We start from the raw sequence: 17,621 nt of genomic DNA on the forward strand, positions 1-17,621 counted from the left end.
ATATAGGCAATCAACAGACTTCAAACAGACCGGCGGCCCCCATACCGCCACCAACGCACATGGTAACGACTACGTACCTAACGCCACGACGACGCCCCTCGAGCAGAGCGTGCATTACCATTCGAGCGCCACTCATGCCATAGGGATGCCCCACGGAGATGGCTCCGCCATTGACGTTGAGGTTTTCGTTGGGAATCCCGAGCCGGTCACGACAGTAAATGACCTGCACGGCAAACGCTTCGTTTAACTCCCACAGTCCAATGTCTTCCATTTTCAAGCCAGTGCGATGTAACAACTTCGGAATTGCAAACACCGGACCGATCCCCATCTCATCGGGCTCACAGCCTGCGACTGCCATGCCTCGGTAGATTCCCAAAGGAGACATATTACGTTGCTGCGCTAACCTGCCATCCATCATGACCACCGCAGCGGCGCCATCGGACAATTGCGAAGCGTTGCCGCCGGTTATCGTGCCACCATCGCGAACCGCCGACAGCCCCGACAGCGCTTCATAGGTCGTTGCCGGACGATTACCTTCATCTGTTGCCAGCGTAACCTCCTTCTCGCTCACCTCCTTGGTATCCAGATCAACAACCAGCTTAGTGGCTTTCACCGGAACGATCTCATCATCCAGCAACCCCCGCTCCTGTGCCGCGGCCGTACGCATCTGGGACTGAAGCGCGTATTCATCCTGAGCCTCGCGGGATATATTGTAACGATTGGCGACCACCTCTGCGGTATCCAGCATTGGCATATAGATATCGGGCGCATGGCCCCTGGCCAACGGATCCACTATTTTATGGCTGTTCATGTGCTCATTCTGAACCAGACTGATGGATTCACAGCCACCCGCGATGAGCATGGGTGCACCGTCACAGACAATTTGCTTGGCGCCGGTCGCAATCGCCATCAAACCCGATGAGCACTGGCGATCCAGCGTCATGCCGGATACAGTTACCGGCAAGTCGGACGCCATGGCAGCAATACGGCCGAAATTCAAACCCTGGGTTCCCTGCTGCATGGCTGCGCCGAAAATGCAGTCGTCAATTTCCGCCGGGTCAATGCCTGCACGCTCAACGGCAGCACCAATCGCGTGAGAGGCCAGAGAGGGAGCCTCCAGGTTATTGAAGGCGCCCTTATAAGCCTTGCCAATGGGAGTGCGGGCCGCGGATACAATAACAGCTTCTTTCATATGGATTACCTGTAGATTTTCTGAACTTGGTCAATGCGATGCGTTACAACGCCCTACCCTTGGATTTCCAGGTGTTCAATGGCATTGGTTAAGAATTTTTCCGTTTGCTGGCCACCGGTCTGCAATTCTGATTGCTGCTTGATGTCATTGATCTCGTTCATCCTCTCGATGACCATCTCCGGAGTTTGTTCTTCCTCTGCCAGGAATATTCCCTCGGTTTCAAACAGTCGAGTACTCGCATAACTGCCTGCCCCGGCGCAGAGAATGTAGCGATTTGGGGCGTCCTTATGACACAGCGTCAGCGCACCCGCGGTAACCGATTCGGGGCTGAGCAGAGCCGACACCTCCGCCGGAATCAGCTCCTCCGTCATTCTCGTCGTAGCAGAAGGGGCAAGAGCGTTGACACGAATACCTTTGGACTCGCCCTCCAACACCAGGGTGTTCATCAAACCAATGACCGCCATCTTGGCAGCGCCATAATTTGATTGCCCGAAATTCCCGTACATACCGCTAGAAGAGGTGGTCATCACGATACGGCCATACTTCTGCTCACACATGGTTCCCCAAACCGCTTTGGTACAGTTAACGGTGCCCATCAAGTGAACATCCATCACCAGACGAAAATCATCCAAATCCATTTTGGCGAATGTTTTGTCGCGCAAAATACCGGCATTGTTGATGAGGATGTCGACTCGGCCCCACTTATCCAGAGTTTGGTTGACCATGTCATTGACTTCGTCAAAGTTGGCAACATTCGCTCCGTGAGCAATGGCCTCTCCCCCCTGCTCTTCAATGTCACGAACCACCTCCCTGGCTGCCTCAGAAGAGGCTCCGCTGCCATCACGTGCCCCACCCAGGTCATTCACCACAACTTTGGCACCATACTTCGCCAATGCCAATGCGTGGGATCGTCCAAGGCCGTTGCCGGCACCGGTCACTATCGCGACCTGGCCACTAAGATCAAATTTCATTTTTGTACCTCTATAATGTTAATAACAGCGCATCATACGGCCGTCAGAGCTGTCCTCAGGAAACCACCTGCAAAGTCAACCAGTCGGCGATCAAGGCTGGCTTAACTTCCCCTTCGATCTCGACGGTCACCTCCGTTCTCACTTGATACTGTCCCGGGTTTTTCAGATGTATTTCAATAATCTTTGCGCGCGCCCTGATGCGGCTGTTGACCTTGACCGGGGCGATAAAACGCACCTTGTCAAAACCGTAATTAATTCCCATAGAGAAGCCCTCAATGAGTACGCTGTATGCGTCCGCAAAATGTGAGAGCATGGACAGGGTCAGGAATCCATGAGCAATGGTGGAGCCGAAAGGGGTTGCTCGCGCCCTGTCCGGATCAACGTGGATGTACTGCAGGTCGTGAGTACAGTCCGCAAACTGGTTGATTTGCGCCTGGGTTACACTAAACCACTCGGTGGGTTCAGTTTCAAATCCAGCGTACTCCGCAGTTTTTTCCTGGCTAATAATGATCGTCATTGACTTTTATCTCAGAGAGTTAAACATATAGATGCCGTGCACTTACGATTCACGAAGAGCTTAGGTCGTCCGGCTCAGTCCATCCGGGAATCTCGTACACGACGGAAATAGAATTTCTCCAGCAGCAATGCCGGACGATCAATAACCGTTCAATCGGGCAAAACGATCCAGGTGATAGTTATAATCACCGCAAGTCTGCTGGGCGACCCGGGCTCTTTTTATGTAGAACCCAAGATCGAACTCATCGGTCATGCCTATACCACCATGTAACTGTATCGCCTCATTGGTCAGTCGCCTGACGGTTTCACACAGCTTTGCCTTGGCTGCGCTGGCCACGATCGAGACATTGTCATGACCCGCGTCGAGATCGTTCAAAGCCCTCCTGACGATGGATTTACATAGTTCAATCTGACAGAACATCTGTGCCATTCGATGCTGCAACGCCTGAAAGCTGCCGATATGCACCCCGAATTGTTTTCGTTCTTTCAGGTAAGACAGTGTCATCTCGAATACCTGTTGAGAAATACCCAACAGCTCTGCCGACAACCCGATCTGCGCGACATCCAGTACGGATTGCAGCAACTCCTGCCCCTCGTCAATCTCGCCAACAACGCTTTCAGAGGAGACCGTAACGTCATTGAACACAACCGCGCCGGCGTTTCGGGAATCCAACATATGAGCTCGCTCTACCGTTACACCCTGCGTGTCAGAATCCACCAGAAAAAGAGATAATCCGGTACAATTGGCGTTTTTTTCAGAGGTTCTGGCAAGGACAATAAAGGTGTCCGCCACATGGGCGTCGAGCACGAATACCTTGCGGCCGTTCAGACAATAACCTTTGTCGACGGGGGTTGCCCGCAGTGAGGTTTGCTCAGGATTGTGGTGCCGGGTCTCTTCCAGTGCCAATGGAATGATCAGCTCGCCCGTGGCAATCTTCGGCAGCAGCGCTGTCTTTTGCGCTGGTGATCCTCCAAGGTTCAGTGCAGTGGCGCCCATCAACACAGTCGACACCATAGGCGATACCGTCAGCGTTCTCCCCATTTCCTCAAGGATCAGCCCCAGGCCGGTGTATCCAAAGTCCACTCCACCGAACTGCTCTGGAATGGTAATGCCCGCCCATCCCTGAGCCGCCATATCCGCCCACAGTTGTCGATTGAATCCGTCTTTATCAGGATGGTCACGCAGCTCCCTAAAAGCGGATACCGGAGCTTTTGTCTGCAGAAACCCCCTTGCGGAGTCCTGCAGCATCATCTGTTCTTCGTTTAGCGATAACGACATCTCTATTACACCTTACTCACTGGGTAGACCAAGAACGCGCTTGGCAATGATGTTTAGTTGAATCTCAGAGGTGCCGCCCTCAATGGCGTTACCCTTACTCCGTAGCCAGGCACGGGGCAAATTGCCTTCGTCAAACTCCTCACCTTCCCAGCCCAAACTGTAGTTACCCGTTACCGAGAGCATCAACTCGAAACGGCTCATATTGAGCTCGGTACCGAAGTACTTGAACATTGAGGACACCGCTCCCATTTCCTGACCGGCTTTCGCCTCGTCCGCAGCCCTCTTCAGGGTGTCGGAAAAGGCCATTTCATCGATGGTGAAACGTGAGATATCAGTACGCAGTATCGGGTCGACCAGCATGTCATTGCGCAAGCCAATGTGCTCCTTGGCAAGCTCACTCAAACTGACACTCTGCGTTCCCATATCGCCGATCATTTCCCGTTCGTGGGTCAGCAGGTATTTGGCGATTTCCCAACCTCTGTTGATCTCACCGACCAGATTCTCCTTGGGGACCCGGACATCATCAAAAAAAAGCTGCGAAAAGGGGGATTTTCCACTGATCAGCGTAATGGGCTTTGTGGTGACTCCTGGGGATTTCATATCAAACAACAGAAAGCTGATTCCCTCGTGCTTGGGAGCAGCGTTATCTGTCCGCACCAGGCAAAATACCCAGTCCGCCTTGTCTCCGTAGCTGGTCCAGATCTTGGAACCGTTGACCAGGTAGTGATCACCACGGTCTTCCGCCCTGGTCTGTAGACTGGCGAGGTCAGAGCCGGAACCGGGTTCACTATAGCCCTGACACCAGCGCACCTTTCCTCGCACAATATCCGGTAGGAAACGTGCCTTTTGGGCTTCACTGCCGTACTTCAACAGAACGGGACCCAGCATCCAGATGCCGAAGCTGAGAAGCGCCGGCCGGGCTTTGATGCGAACCAATTCCTGGTGCAGAATCTCGCTTTGCTCCTTGCTCAATCCACCTCCTCCAATACTTCTCGGCCAGGCTGGTGTCGTCCAGCCTCGCTCACTCATACGATCCAGCCAGAGTTCCTGAGCCTCATTTTTGAACGTCGGGTACATTCCTCCCCAACAGTCATCGTCTTCTTCGCGTATTGGAAGTCGCATTTCAGCAGGACAATTCTGTTCCAGCCAATGGCGAGTTTCTCGTCTAAATTCGTCTAATTCCAACATTCAAATGTCTCCGACAATAAGGTGTGTCTCTATCTGGGCTGCATTCTGATGCCAGCGTCCAGGCGGACACATTCAGCGTTGATGTATTCGTTCTCGACCATAAATACGGCCAGACTGGCGATCTCTTCGGGTCGGCCGAAGCGCTTCGGGTGCAGCGTTCCTTGCAGCAACGATGCTTTAACCGGTTCCGAGGCAGCCTGCATTAACGGTGTTTCAATCATTCCCGGCACAATGGTGTTCACCCGAATCCCGACACTGGCAAGATCCCGAGCCGCCGGCAACGTCAATGCCACCACCCCACCTTTTGAAGCGCTGTACGCCGCCTGCCCCATTTGCCCTTCGTAGGCGGCAACGGAGGCCGTATTGATGATCACGCCGCGGCTACCATCCTCGTTATAGGGTTCAGTCTTTGACATCGCCAGCGCCACCAGCCGCAACATATTGAAAGATCCGCTCAGATTCACATCCAACACCTTCTGAAAATCATTGAGGTTGTGGGCCCCATCCCTGCCGACCACTTTGTGCGCATAGCCGATTCCAGCGAAATTGCAGCAGATGTGAATGGCCCCAAATTCGCGTAAGGTAGATTCCAGACCGGCTTTTACCGATGCCTCCGACGCGACGTCTATATGCTGGTATATCACGCTGCCCCCGAGTTCCTTAACCAACGCCTCTCCTGCTTCATCGTTCATATCAAAGATTGAAACCATGGCGCCCATGCTGTGAAACTTTCGCACCGTCGCCTCACCCAAGCCGGATGCGCCACCGGTTATCACTGCCACACTGTTTTCTAATTGCATTGTTTAGTTCCCGTGTTTCCTGAAAGGACGATTCGAATGTGTTCACACTAGAGATACCAGGTACTTTTCCTTCACATCGCGTTTTGAAATCTTTCCTGAGGCAATTCGGGGCAACTTTTTCTGCTGAAACCAGATGTGCGCTGGAACCTTAAAGGCGGCCAATGTCATCGCCAGGAAATCCTCAAGCGACTCGCGGGCGAGTTGCTTTTCAGGCCGCAACACAACAACCGCGCCAACCACCTCGCCCAATCGCTCATCCGGCATGCCAAAGACAACGGCCTCTTCAACACTAGGGTGTTCATAGATCGCAGCCTCGACCTCCAGGCAGCTGATGTTTTCGCCGCCGCGAATAATAATGTCCTTGATCCGGTCTACGATAAAGAGAAAGCCTTCCTTGTCGAGGTAGCCCACATCACCGGTATGAAACCAGCCGTCAATAAATGCTTCTGACGTGGCCTCCGGACTGTTCCAATACCCCCTGACATTGGCAGGTGTTTTCACGCAGATTTCTCCCGCTTCGCCGGCGTCAAGTGACCTTCCCGTTGAGTCGATCACTTTGATTTCTGTGACTGCCGGAACAACACGACCCACGCTACGGGATCTCTGCTCGTAGTCCTCACCCCAAATAACGCAACCCAGCGCATTGGTCTCAGTAAGTCCATAGCCTGTGGTGGCCAGCGAGTATCCAAAGGTCTCGATTATCTTTTTGACTTGCTCCGGCGGGCGAGCGGCGCCTCCCGATGAGATATTCGAAATACTGGATACATCGTATTGCCCACTATCGACAACAACCTGAAGTTCGGCTGACATTGTGGGCACACCATTAAAGAATGTGATTCGTTCTCGCTCAATCAACTGAGCCGCGACTTTTGCATCCCACCTGGTCATCATCACCAGTTTTTGTCCGACCAACATTGACTGCAAGAACAGGGAGTGACTTCCGGTGACATGAAAGAGTGGTACCGTTAACAAGGCTGCTGGCGGATAAGGTGTCTCGGCGCTCTTCTGATTTTCGGCCAGTTCTCGCGCGCTTCCCATCAAACACCAGCTCATAATTGCCGAAAGAACAGCACGGTGAGTTGAAACTGCGCCCTTGGGATGCCCTGTAGAACCCGAGGTATACATGATGGTTGCGTCGTCCTCTGGATCAACGAGAATCGAGGGAATAGACGCGTCAAAGTGAACTGCCAACAGGTCATCGAAACGAACCGTCTCTTCCGTCAACTCCTGGTCTGCTACCACTACCAGGGATAACTCCATTTCATCGGCATAGGGCAATATGCGCGTAGCTCGCTGCAGGTCGCAAACAACCACCTTCGCATCGCTGTCCTCTAGTCCATACTTCAACTCGTCTCCAGTCCACCAGGCGTTCATGGGAACGACGACTGCGCCGACCAGCAGGGCTCCCATGTAGGCAACTATCCACTCCGGATTATTTCGCATTGCAATAGCGACGCGATCACCCTTCGCCACAAAATAATCACTCAATAAAGAGGCCGCAAATTGTCTCGCCAGTTGCATGATCTCTGCGTAGGTGTATCGCCTGTTTTCGAAAACGATAAATGTCTTGTCAGAGTTGTCACTATTCCCTGCTGTCAGCTCAAAGTATTCCTTCAAGTTTTTTGGGGCATTTTTATAAACCAGGCTGTTTACGCCGTTAATGACACAGTATTCAGTCTCAAACTGCTGACCTTCTCCTGTTAGAAAGTCGATGGCTTTTCGGTATTCAACACGTGATTCAACCACGAACCTACATCTCCTGTGTGATTTTCTCGAATTTCTTTATTTGCCACCGCGCCGGATGGCACAGCTCAAACCTGAGTCAAACCCGGTTCAGCTTTTATATGAGGTGGAACATTCGAAGATGAGGAGGCTTCTCCCTTTGAGAGACGCTGGCGTTTCGTTTCAAGTTGTTTACCAACGGATGCATGATCAGCTCGGCTTAACCTGTATCGACCGTAGGCAAAGGTCGCAAACGCGGCTCCAACTACCGCTAGGAAGCCCGACACAACCGCCAGCCGGAACAATACATCGTCTGCAACCTCGCCGGGATTTGATCCGACGGGAAACAGGATGTAGTGCTGCAACAACATGCCTCCAACAAAATAGGTGAACGATGAACTCAGCTTGGAGAAAAACAGTCGAGAAGAATACAGAATACCCTCTTGTCTCAGGCCCGTTTCCAGCTCAAATTGATCAGCAAGGTCTGCCAACATCGACATCACACAAACATTCAGCCCAGAGACACATGAGGCACAGAGGCCTGCTTGAATCAACAGCAACGGAAGAAGCAGGCTGGAACCATTGGCCGGCAATATGTCCATAAAGCGGCCAATGACGGGCAATGGAACCAGGAAAGCAAATGTCGCCACCAGAAATACCGCAACGTCGCGCTTTTCAAAGTGCCGTATTGCTACTGGTGCAGCACTTGACCCAACCATCACTCCTACGAAGGAGGCTACAGCGAACCAGGCGATCTGTTCGCCGCTCAGACGCCAAAAAAACACTCCCATTAAAGGGTTTACGGCTTCCCCGATTCCCGTCGTGAACAACAACAAAAACAGTCCAATCAGCGTCCAGCGGTAGGAGTGGTTCTTCAGGGTGCCAATGACATCCTTCCAGGTACTCCATAGACTGAGGGAACGCCCCTTGATACCTGACTGGTGCAAATAGGGAATTCGGTCTTTGGTAAACCAGGCCGTCAGCAGCCCGCTGACCAAAATCATGATAGCGGCGAACAGCACCAGTGGTTGATAATTCGCGGGATTCAATTGACCGGGAACCCAGGCGTTATCAATTTCTCTGAGCGATTCGCCATTCAGGAATATCCTCCACGCAAGAAAACCAAAGATTGAGGCGGAGATCCCGGCGAAAATCGCATTTAAACTGAAAATACTGGCTCGCTCGCAATAGTCATTGCTAAGTTCAGCACCTAGTGACAGATGAGGAATATTCTGCATGGTGAGAAACAGTCGGCCCGCGATCATCCAGACGGTCATCCAGGCAAACATCATCAACTGACCGGACGTCCCACTATTACCCCCTTCTACTATTAAGTCGGGGGGAGAAAACAGGAAATAGATGGATATTGCCAGCGGCAACGGTGCGAAAAACAGGAACGGGTGCCGGCGACCCCAGCGGGAACGCCACCCATCCGACAAGGACCCGATGATCGGATCGGAAACCGCATCGGCTATGGTTGCAATCAGCAAGCCCAAACCGACCAGGTCACCTCGAAGCATCAAACCCTGATTATAAAATATCAGGGTGAAGCCGGCTACCATCGCCGTGTAGAGGCTATCCGGGCCGGCCCCAACGGCAAAAAACACTTTACTTCGCAATGGCAGTTTTTGGCCTTTCTTTAACCCCATAAATCCTCTCACCACAAAATTTTCGCAATCACTTAATTTTAAAAACTACTGCTAGTTGATAGATCACTCGAACCAGATTGTTCTACCGACCGACGTCGATAAGAATCAATCCTTTTGGTACAAGCGTTCTTCGAACACATTCCGACTGCAATCTCAAAAAGATGAGACGCCACATGACGCCTCCCAATCAGGACGTAACGACTACAGTGAATAATTAACCTCTAAGCTATAGGTTCTCGGGGCATTGATGCTGGCTTCCAATATATCCGGGCCATCGTGTGCGAGCTTGCCATAGCTGACTTTGTCTTCGATATTCTTGCCCCTGAAGACCATATTCCATTTCTCGTCAACACTGATCCATCGCAACGAAAGATCTATCCGATCGTATTCATCGGCACGAGTGGTGTCAGTGTCGAAGAGGGAGTACTGAATTTCATCAACCCAGGAATAGGTTGCTCCCGCGATGACCTCTCCCCAGCTTGTATCCCAGGAATAGGAAGCATTGAGCGTAAGCTTGTTTTTAGGTGAATAGGGCGTTGGATTTCCCTCCAGGCTGTTAAAGCCTGGCCCAAGATCGGCACACTTTGCATCCTCCTTGTGCGGGAACACTTCATCAAAAAGACAGCCGGACTTGGTAAATTTACTGTCAATATGACTGAAACCTCCAGTCAGCCGAAGGTTCTCATTAACATGCCACAGAACCTCCAATTCCACCCCGTAGGAATCTACTTCAGGGATGTTGATCAACGCCTCTGTGGTGACGCCAAGAACCGACTCAAAGGAGACAGTTTGCATGTCATCATACTGGTAGTAGAAAACCGCACCATTTAGCCTCAAGACATCATTGATCAGTGTTTTAACGCCAACTTCATAGCTGATCACTTGTTCCGAATCAAATGAGCTTCCCGCCAGCGAATCCCCCTGCAGAGATCCCAGCTGATATCCGCCAGCCTTGTAACCGGTAGCAAGGGAGGCATAAATCAGTGAATCTTCATTCGGTTGATAATCCAGAACCAAACGATATGAAGTATCTCGCCAAGTATTCTCGTCCTCGCGGCTTTCGTCGATAACGATCAGGCCTATGGCATCGATGTCTGTTTCTTTCAGGTTCTTGAGATCCACAACCGCATACTGGTCTTCGAATACCGTCTTTTTGTCGACGGAATAGCGAATACCTGCCGATAGTCTCCACTCTTCATTGAACGTATAGTTTGCGTCAAAATAGACGGCGTGGGAGTTGGTCTCTAGTTCACCGGTTTGATGGTAGGATGTATTCGTACGGCCGGTTCGCTCAAACGAGTCAACCGCGTTGACGAAAGGTGGAGCACCGGCCCCCAACTGCGCCAGGATGTCGTCCAGTGGCAGAGCGTGATCCAGCCCATCACTGCCCGGCGAGCGCTGCCAATAAGGCTGCGTGGATTCCTCGTGATAAAAATACACCCCGGCCACCCACTGAAGTCCACCCTCAGGATTTTCATCGGATGTCAGCTGAAATTCCTGACTGATACTTTCACCGGTTTGTATCAGGTCTACAATGTGGCGCTGCAGAGGATTGGGATTGGAGCCCCCATCACCGTCACTGCCCAGTACCGCATAATCGATTTTGCGTCCTCCCGTTGATGACACAAACGTCAGTCCTTCCAGGGGCACGGTTAACTTCGCCGCAAAGCTCAGTGATTCCAGGGTCTCTACACCCACATCATTGAAGTCGACTTTTCTGGGGTTTTCCACCGCAGGATTGATTTTATCCCAGCCATACAGACCATCCAACACCAGAGACCCCTCGTCATCGGTCACGTATGGGGTGATGACAACTTCAGGCGTATCCGCTTCGTTGGACTCGCTGTAGTTCAGCATCAACCACAGATCGCTGTCTCTGAACAGGTTGTCGATTTGCAACTGCGCACGCACGCCAAAAGAATCCTTCTGAGCCATATCCGTTCCCGACACATTCTCGATATAGCCATCGTGACGACTCTGGGACGCTGAAACCCGATAGCCGATATTTTCGGTAAGGGGGCCGGAAGATGACACCGCCACGTTTTTCAACTCATAATTGCCCACCTTGGCACGCACTCTGTGCTCGAATTCCTCTGCGGGTCTTTTGCTGATGATGTTCACGGCACCGCCGGTCGCATTACGGCCAAAAAAGGTCCCCTGAGGTCCGCGCAAGATCTCAACCCGATTGACTTCAAAAGAGTCAGTGGAGAGTTGGTCCACTTCCTGCTGATAGATACCATCAACATAGACCGCCACCCCGGGATCCAGCCCCAGTGCATTGTCAATACGACCCACCCCACGAACAAACAGCCTGGATGGGGAGTCGCTGTAACTGACGGAAGGTGTGTGCAGTGCAAAGTCTTCCGCAGAGGTGATGCCCAACTTGTCCATGGATTTGGCATCGAAGGCCGAGATGGCCACTGCAGTGTCTTGCAGATTGGTCGAGCGCTTGGTCGCGGTTACGATAATTTCCTCAATATCGTACAAACTGTCGGCACCGTAAGCAGCTGCTTCCTCGGCGTTTTCCGCCAGTGGAGAGGCAGCACAAATTGCCATCGCCAAAACGGATAAGGGTTTTTCGATTTTATATCTTCCAATGCTGGACATATCCAATCTCCTCACGATTTATTGTTATCTCGAGCGTTGTTTTCAGAGCCGCTTTTTGGTGCGACTCCAGGTGTCCCGTCCGACTGATTCGATGAATAAGCCAAACAGGGCAATAGTGGCTCAGCGGTTGGATCAGTCGGTCGACTGAGCAGCAAAATTACAATCACAGGGAAGCGACAGGGCATTCATCATTACGTGAAACAGCACATTTTGCTCCATCACACCACCAATTGCTTTGGATCCCGGCCCGATCGAGTACACGGCAACATCCTCACCCCCATGGGTCTCCAATGGCAGCGGCAGAGTTGACTCTTGCAGATAGGAGTGATGGTCTGTTTCGGTATGGGTCAGATCGGGACGCCCGCTGGTGATACCCCGGTAACTACCGTAGCCGGGTTTTATGGTCGGTGCATGCGGGTATTTTTTGCTGCCCTCATCCTGATCCCCCATCAGCTTGCTCTTCGATGCGCCGGTATAACCCGGCCCATTGGCGTAGCTCAGCGTTGTGTAGGGTCTACCGAGATCGTCCAATTCGTATTTGCCAGTCGGTTCGCCAGTAGAGCGGTCGTTACCTTTAACCTTGCCTAGAATCGGGTTGCCGCGCGTGGGGTAGCCACCCATGGTAAATACATGGCTATGGTCTGCGGTTACGATAATCAGGGTATCCTTTAGATCCACCTTGTCCAGAGCGACTTGCACGGCGTTGGACAACTCAACGGTCTCGGTCAGCGCCCGGATTGCACTTCCAAAGTGATGGCCGTGGTCAATCCGACCGGCTTCAACCATCAGGAAGTAGCCATCTTTATTTTTTGAAAGAATATCGATGGCCTTGTCGGTCATTTCGCTCAGCGAAGGCTCACCGATTGCACCCGGCTTGCTTTCCTTGTACTGGCGCTCCAATTCATACTTCATGTGAGACGATTCGAACAGCCCGAGCAGGCGCTGGGTTGATTCTGGATTCACAGCTTCAAATTGAGCGCGATTCCAGATGTACTGCCCATCCGAGTGTTTTTCCCGCCACTCCCTGGTCAGGTCGCGGCCATCTTCCCGCTCCCCCGTTTCGTCGTCTTCTTCAGGATCAGGCTTTGACTCCGGAAGGAATTTTTCCCGGCCTCCGCCCAGCGCAACCTCAATACCATCGCCAATGTCAAAATTCACGAACTGGCGGGCGATATCCAGACACCCCTGCTCGATGGCCGCTGCCGGCATATCGGCATCGCTTTCCCAGCCTCTCTCCGGTGAATGGGCATAGGTCGCCGCGGGCGTGGCGTGAGTCAATCGAGCGGTGGTAACCACACCCGTGGACAACCCCTGGAGCTCAGCGCGCTCGAGCAACGTTGATTGATAAGAGGCCGCCACGGTGCCGCAATCACCACGAACCGCCTTCTGGTTCAGTGAAATCAGACCGGCCTTGGTTTTCACCCCGGTCATGATCGCTGTCATGGTGCCGGCGGAATCCGGCACTTGCTGATTGGTATTGTAAGTTTTTACCAAACCGGTTTTTGGCAGCTCCTCAAAACTCAGCGAATGCTCCTCACCTGTCGCCCCGGCCTGCTGTCCTGCCAGGATTCGTGCGGCGGAAACGGTCGAAATCCCCATCCCATCTCCCAGAAACAGGATCACATTCTTGGCCCCGCCGGCATTTGCCTTGCCAACGATATCGGCGACGCTTGTCCTGCCCTCGTTAAACCAGCGACTGGGTGACTCCTCTGCAGCCTTACCGGGGGTCGCTAATCCCGCAGTCATGGTCGCCATCACACCTATTGCTAAATTTCGGTACATACCACTTTGTCTCCTACCTGCTTTTGCCCACCGCATTTCAAAGCCATTGACTGCTGAAATGACTTGCTTCCGGGCCACCTGTTAAAGTTGATCGCCATTATCTAGGCTGATGTATAGTTTTACAGCTTGCTGAGCATCAGTCAACCCCAGTGTATAGATTTATCAAAATGTGGATTGAGCCTGGATCCCAAATCGCACCTCGCTCTCAGTCTGGTGAGAAATTAAAAAATATGCCTATAAATCAATAGTGTAAGTGATTGGAGCAGGAATAATTCAGTCACTAAAATCAGGTTAATGGCAATATTATGGTAGCCCGGCGATAATTTTTTGGACTTTTTCGGTATAAAAAACCGACTGAAAGGAGTAAAAATCTATATTGCCGTAAACTTTTAGGGCTGGTCAGATGCCAGCTTAGGGGGGAGAAGCCCAGGAGATACCGATCACGGCGCAGCCAAGCACTGGCCACGCGCACCGAGGGGGAGAAGCAGGTCGCATGAGAGAACGCAAGCTATTGCTGAAGACTTTTTTCCAGTGGCGCCAGAAGAAGTTGGTAGCGGTCCTTTCGCGCAACAGGGCGCATACCCACTCGCTCCCCCAACTCCAGCTCCCGGGGATCAAGCACATCGAAAGGCGTCCACTGCGGCAAACCCGCCTGATTCGGATTGCCTGACCTGGCGAACTGAACCCAGTAATTCATAACGGCCGCAGATAGAGCTTCATCATAATCTGCTCTTGGGAACAGAGGCACGAAACGACCAAAGACAAATTGAATATCCATGGCATGATAAGCGCCGGCCCACTGAGCCGGCGAAGGTGATTTCCTGGTCAGGAAATAGAGAAATGTCGACTGACCTGATCGGCTGTGCCTGGAGGCCGCGAACCAACTGTTCATTCCAAAAAGGTGATCTCCCAACAAGCCGCTCATCCCCCTGGTGAGATTCTCGTCACCTCTCACCGGGTATAACTCCAACACCCTGTCACCCTGCTGCGGATACTCCTGGTGAATCAGAGCTCGGTATTCGCTAGCACTACCCGGACCGGGCTGCCTATGAACAAAAGGCGAGCCGATGGTCGGTGCAATCAGAGTTCCCTCGTCGGCATTGCTGCCAATAACAAGAGGAATCGGCGCCTGCGCCCCCGAATTAAAAGCGGCTGCCGTTGACTGAGGTAAGACCCATCCGTCTACAACAGGGTGGGACAAGAGCTCGAACTCGGGCCGACCTGCAAACGCCTCGTGCAATTTTTCCGCGGGCAGCGCCCGCAATTTCCTCAACTGCCCTTCCCCCCTGACACCCAACTTGTTAGCGAGCCGCAAACCGGCTTTCTCTCCCTGCTCCAGTGTCGCCTGTTGATGAGTGCCTATACCGCTCTGGGCGATGGCCCGGTGCATCAGGCCGACCGCCAGCGGAGAAGCCATCAGCTGGCCCACCGAATGAGCGCCCGCCGACTCCCCAAAAATCGTCACCCTGTCCGGATCACCACCAAAGGCGTGTATGTTCTTTCTGACCCACTTCAGCGCCTGCAGCTGATCCAGCGTTCCATAATTGCCTGAGCTGCCATGGACCGATGCTGCTGTCAGCTCAGGATGAGCAAAGAACCCCATCACCCCCAAACGATAGTTGACTGACACCACAACAACGCCCAGCTGCGCAAGCCTGGAAGCATCGAATTCGGGCGAATCACCCGCGCCAAACTTGTGATATCCACCATGAAACCAGACCATCACCGCACGAGGGGCCGATCTCAACATCCGGAGATCGGCAGGAGTCCACACCGTCAGAGTCAGGCAGTCCTCACTGATGGCCACCTCGTCTTCAAGGCCCGCCACAAATTCCAGAATCGTCCTCTTCCACGGGGACATCCCCACACCTTCCGCCATCAACCCCAGGTAAGATTTTGTCGCGCCCACTTCCTGCACGCATCTGGCGCCATGTGAATGTGCGTTTCTGATCCCAGACCAGGCATGCGGGGGCTTTGGCGGCGCCCACCGCAGCTCATCGACAGGAGGGGCCGCAAACGGCACACCCTTGAAGCTAGCCACCCCGGAAGCGGGATCTACCGTACCGCGAAGATCTCCCGATGCAATGGAAACCACCTCGGAATCCCGCAGATCCCTCTCGCCCAAATAGAAAAAAGAAGCCAGTGCCAACCCGGCGATCAGCGACGTATATACAAATGTCCTCGTAAATCTCATCCAGTATCTCTTCAATATGTGGACAACCCGCCCAATGCGGTCACCCGGTACTCGAAAGAAAAATCTAATTGAATGTATAGTTTTACCAATGAAAACAAGGATGTCAATCAAGATGTATAGATTTACGCTGACCTAACAACAGCATCCACCCCGAAATGAGAAAGCCGACAAAAACGCCAGAACATTTACTCCTGCACAACCAGCACCGTCATAACCAACTGTATTTCAAAGAAAATATTAGCATTCACCCACACAAGCCCAAATGCCGTTCGATTCTTGGCCTGTTCCATACAGGCCTCAACATGGAATTAAACCCAAACTACTTGTGGAAAATTCCAACCTTAATGTATATATTTGCAAAGAGTGGTTGGCTCGTTCCAGGCCAAGCCAATATTGAGATAAACGCAGGTATGCTCCCGGCCCAACGACAGAGCGGGAAATACCCTCCTAAAGTATGGATAGAACTCGTGAACATGCCCGCCCAGGAAACGGTCAAACCCGCTCAGTCTCGCCGCGAGCAACGCCGTGAATTAAGAATAGGGGAAGTGCTCGACGCCGCAACAAGGCGCTTTAATCGGCAGAGCTTTACCGTTGTGACCATGGAGGATGTGGCCGCGGATCTCGATTTGATGCCTGCCACGCTCTACCACTATGTTACCGATAAGGAAGACCTGGTATTTCGCTGCTTCGAGCGGGTCATTCAATCCTACCAACAAGAGCTGGAAGCCGTTGACGAGCCCGGGTTTGATGGGCTGGAAAAGGTCAGGGCCTTCGTACGCAGAAGGTTGTCGTCCACAAGTGGTAATCGCATTGCATTTTCCGACCTCGCCTCCCTGCCCGAAGAAAAGTATTGCGCTTTGATTGAGGGTCGCAGGCGTAATCTGCACGCACTGGAGAACCTGATCGACCAGGGAATTAATGATGGTAGCATCACCCCGTCCAACGCCCGATGGACTGCCATCGGCGTGCTCTCAATCGTGGACTGGCTGGCTTTCTGGCTAAGCGGTCGAGCGGGTTACTCCCGCACTGATGCTCTGATCGCCATTGACGACATATTGACCCATGGGGTTTATCGCCGCGATCGCCCCACTTTTGAGCTGCCTGACAGGGTCAACACACTCGAACCCCAGCCACCCGGCAAGCGCGAACAAAAGAAGCAAGCGCTGCTGCGCACCGCATCCATTCTGTTTAATCTCAATGGCGTCGCCGCCACATCAATGGATGAGGTTGCCAAAAAAGCCAATGTCACTCGCGCGGCGCTCTACTATCACGCCAAGGACAAAGCCGAGCTCTATTACCTGTGCATGATGCGTGAAATGAAATTTGTCACCAGCTCTGGCAAGCATGTTTCCAATGAAACCCCCATGTCCTGGACCATTCAGATTCAACGCTATCTCTTTGAGGGGCACATCAGCGAGATTGGGCCGCTGCCGACCTACAATAACCTTGACTGTCTGAAACCCGACCACAGAGCAGTGGTGATGGAATACATACACGCGCTGGATGAAGATTTTCGCCAGAGAGTACAACAAGCTATTGATGACGGGTATTACCGAAAGGTCTCCATCTTCTTCGCCGACAAGGTGCACGCCGCACTCACCAACCGCTTCGCACTATGGTACAACGAACCCAAGCGAGTGACGCCCAAAGAAATTGCAGATAACCATATGCTTCTCTATCTCAACGGGCTGAAGCGACGCAACTAAAGGGCTGCCGCCCCG

12 protein-coding genes are annotated in these 17,621 nt (G+C 52.6%); 1 reads left to right on the top strand and 11 read right to left on the bottom strand.

Annotation, left to right across the window (positions count from 1 at the left end; translation table 11 throughout):
* Positions 1–10: 10 nt before the first annotated feature.
* From HBA55_RS22225 to HBA55_RS22275, 11 genes are all read right to left on the bottom strand, one after another.
* Positions 11–1,192: an acetyl-CoA C-acyltransferase gene (locus tag HBA55_RS22225; protein ID WP_166995980.1), complete on the bottom strand. Its 1,182-nt coding sequence runs from the start codon at positions 1,190–1,192 to the stop codon at positions 11–13.
* A 53-nt stretch (positions 1,193–1,245) separates the two neighbouring features.
* Entirely contained in the window at positions 1,246–2,163 is a 918-nt protein-coding gene (locus tag HBA55_RS22230) for an SDR family NAD(P)-dependent oxidoreductase (RefSeq protein ID WP_166995982.1), read from the bottom strand.
* Between the two features lie 55 nt (positions 2,164–2,218).
* Positions 2,219–2,680, bottom strand: coding sequence for a MaoC family dehydratase (locus tag HBA55_RS22235; RefSeq protein ID WP_166995984.1), 462 nt, complete (start codon positions 2,678–2,680; stop codon positions 2,219–2,221).
* A 138-nt stretch (positions 2,681–2,818) separates the two neighbouring features.
* Positions 2,819–3,958, bottom strand: coding sequence for an acyl-CoA dehydrogenase family protein (locus HBA55_RS22240; RefSeq protein ID WP_166995985.1), 1,140 nt, complete (start codon positions 3,956–3,958; stop codon positions 2,819–2,821).
* A 12-nt stretch (positions 3,959–3,970) separates the two neighbouring features.
* The gene (locus tag HBA55_RS22245; RefSeq protein WP_166995987.1) at positions 3,971–5,146 is read right to left on the bottom strand and encodes an acyl-CoA dehydrogenase family protein; all 1,176 of its coding nucleotides are present in this window, start codon (positions 5,144–5,146) and stop codon (positions 3,971–3,973) included.
* Between the two features lie 29 nt (positions 5,147–5,175).
* The gene (locus tag HBA55_RS22250) at positions 5,176–5,946 is read right to left on the bottom strand and encodes an SDR family NAD(P)-dependent oxidoreductase (RefSeq protein WP_166995989.1); all 771 of its coding nucleotides are present in this window, start codon (positions 5,944–5,946) and stop codon (positions 5,176–5,178) included.
* A 42-nt stretch (positions 5,947–5,988) separates the two neighbouring features.
* Complete coding sequence (locus tag HBA55_RS22255; protein ID WP_166995991.1) at positions 5,989–7,692, bottom strand: AMP-binding protein; 1,704 nt, start codon at positions 7,690–7,692, stop codon at positions 5,989–5,991.
* Between the two features lie 65 nt (positions 7,693–7,757).
* A complete protein-coding gene (locus HBA55_RS22260; protein WP_166995993.1) occupies positions 7,758–9,317 on the bottom strand; it encodes an MFS transporter in 1,560 nt (519 codons plus the stop codon).
* A 201-nt stretch (positions 9,318–9,518) separates the two neighbouring features.
* A complete protein-coding gene (locus HBA55_RS22265; protein WP_166995995.1) occupies positions 9,519–11,924 on the bottom strand; it encodes a TonB-dependent receptor in 2,406 nt (801 codons plus the stop codon).
* Positions 11,925–12,056: 132 nt separating this feature from the next.
* Positions 12,057–13,706 carry an alkaline phosphatase family protein gene (locus HBA55_RS22270; protein ID WP_166995997.1) on the bottom strand — a complete coding sequence of 550 codons (1,650 nt, stop codon included), beginning with the start codon at positions 13,704–13,706 and terminating at the stop codon, positions 12,057–12,059.
* 508 nt (positions 13,707–14,214) lie between these two features.
* Positions 14,215–15,900: a carboxylesterase/lipase family protein gene (locus tag HBA55_RS22275; protein ID WP_166995999.1), complete on the bottom strand. Its 1,686-nt coding sequence runs from the start codon at positions 15,898–15,900 to the stop codon at positions 14,215–14,217.
* A gap of 473 nt (positions 15,901–16,373) precedes the next feature.
* On the opposite strand from HBA55_RS22275, the gene HBA55_RS22280 reads away from it, so the two are divergent.
* Positions 16,374–17,606 carry a TetR/AcrR family transcriptional regulator gene (locus HBA55_RS22280; protein WP_240946226.1) on the top strand — a complete coding sequence of 411 codons (1,233 nt, stop codon included), beginning with the start codon at positions 16,374–16,376 and terminating at the stop codon, positions 17,604–17,606.
* Positions 17,607–17,621 lie beyond the last annotated feature (15 nt).

Origin of the sequence: Pseudomaricurvus alkylphenolicus (genome assembly GCF_011683955.1) — a bacterium.
Classification (GTDB): Bacteria; Pseudomonadota; Gammaproteobacteria; order Pseudomonadales; family Cellvibrionaceae; genus Pseudomaricurvus; species Pseudomaricurvus alkylphenolicus.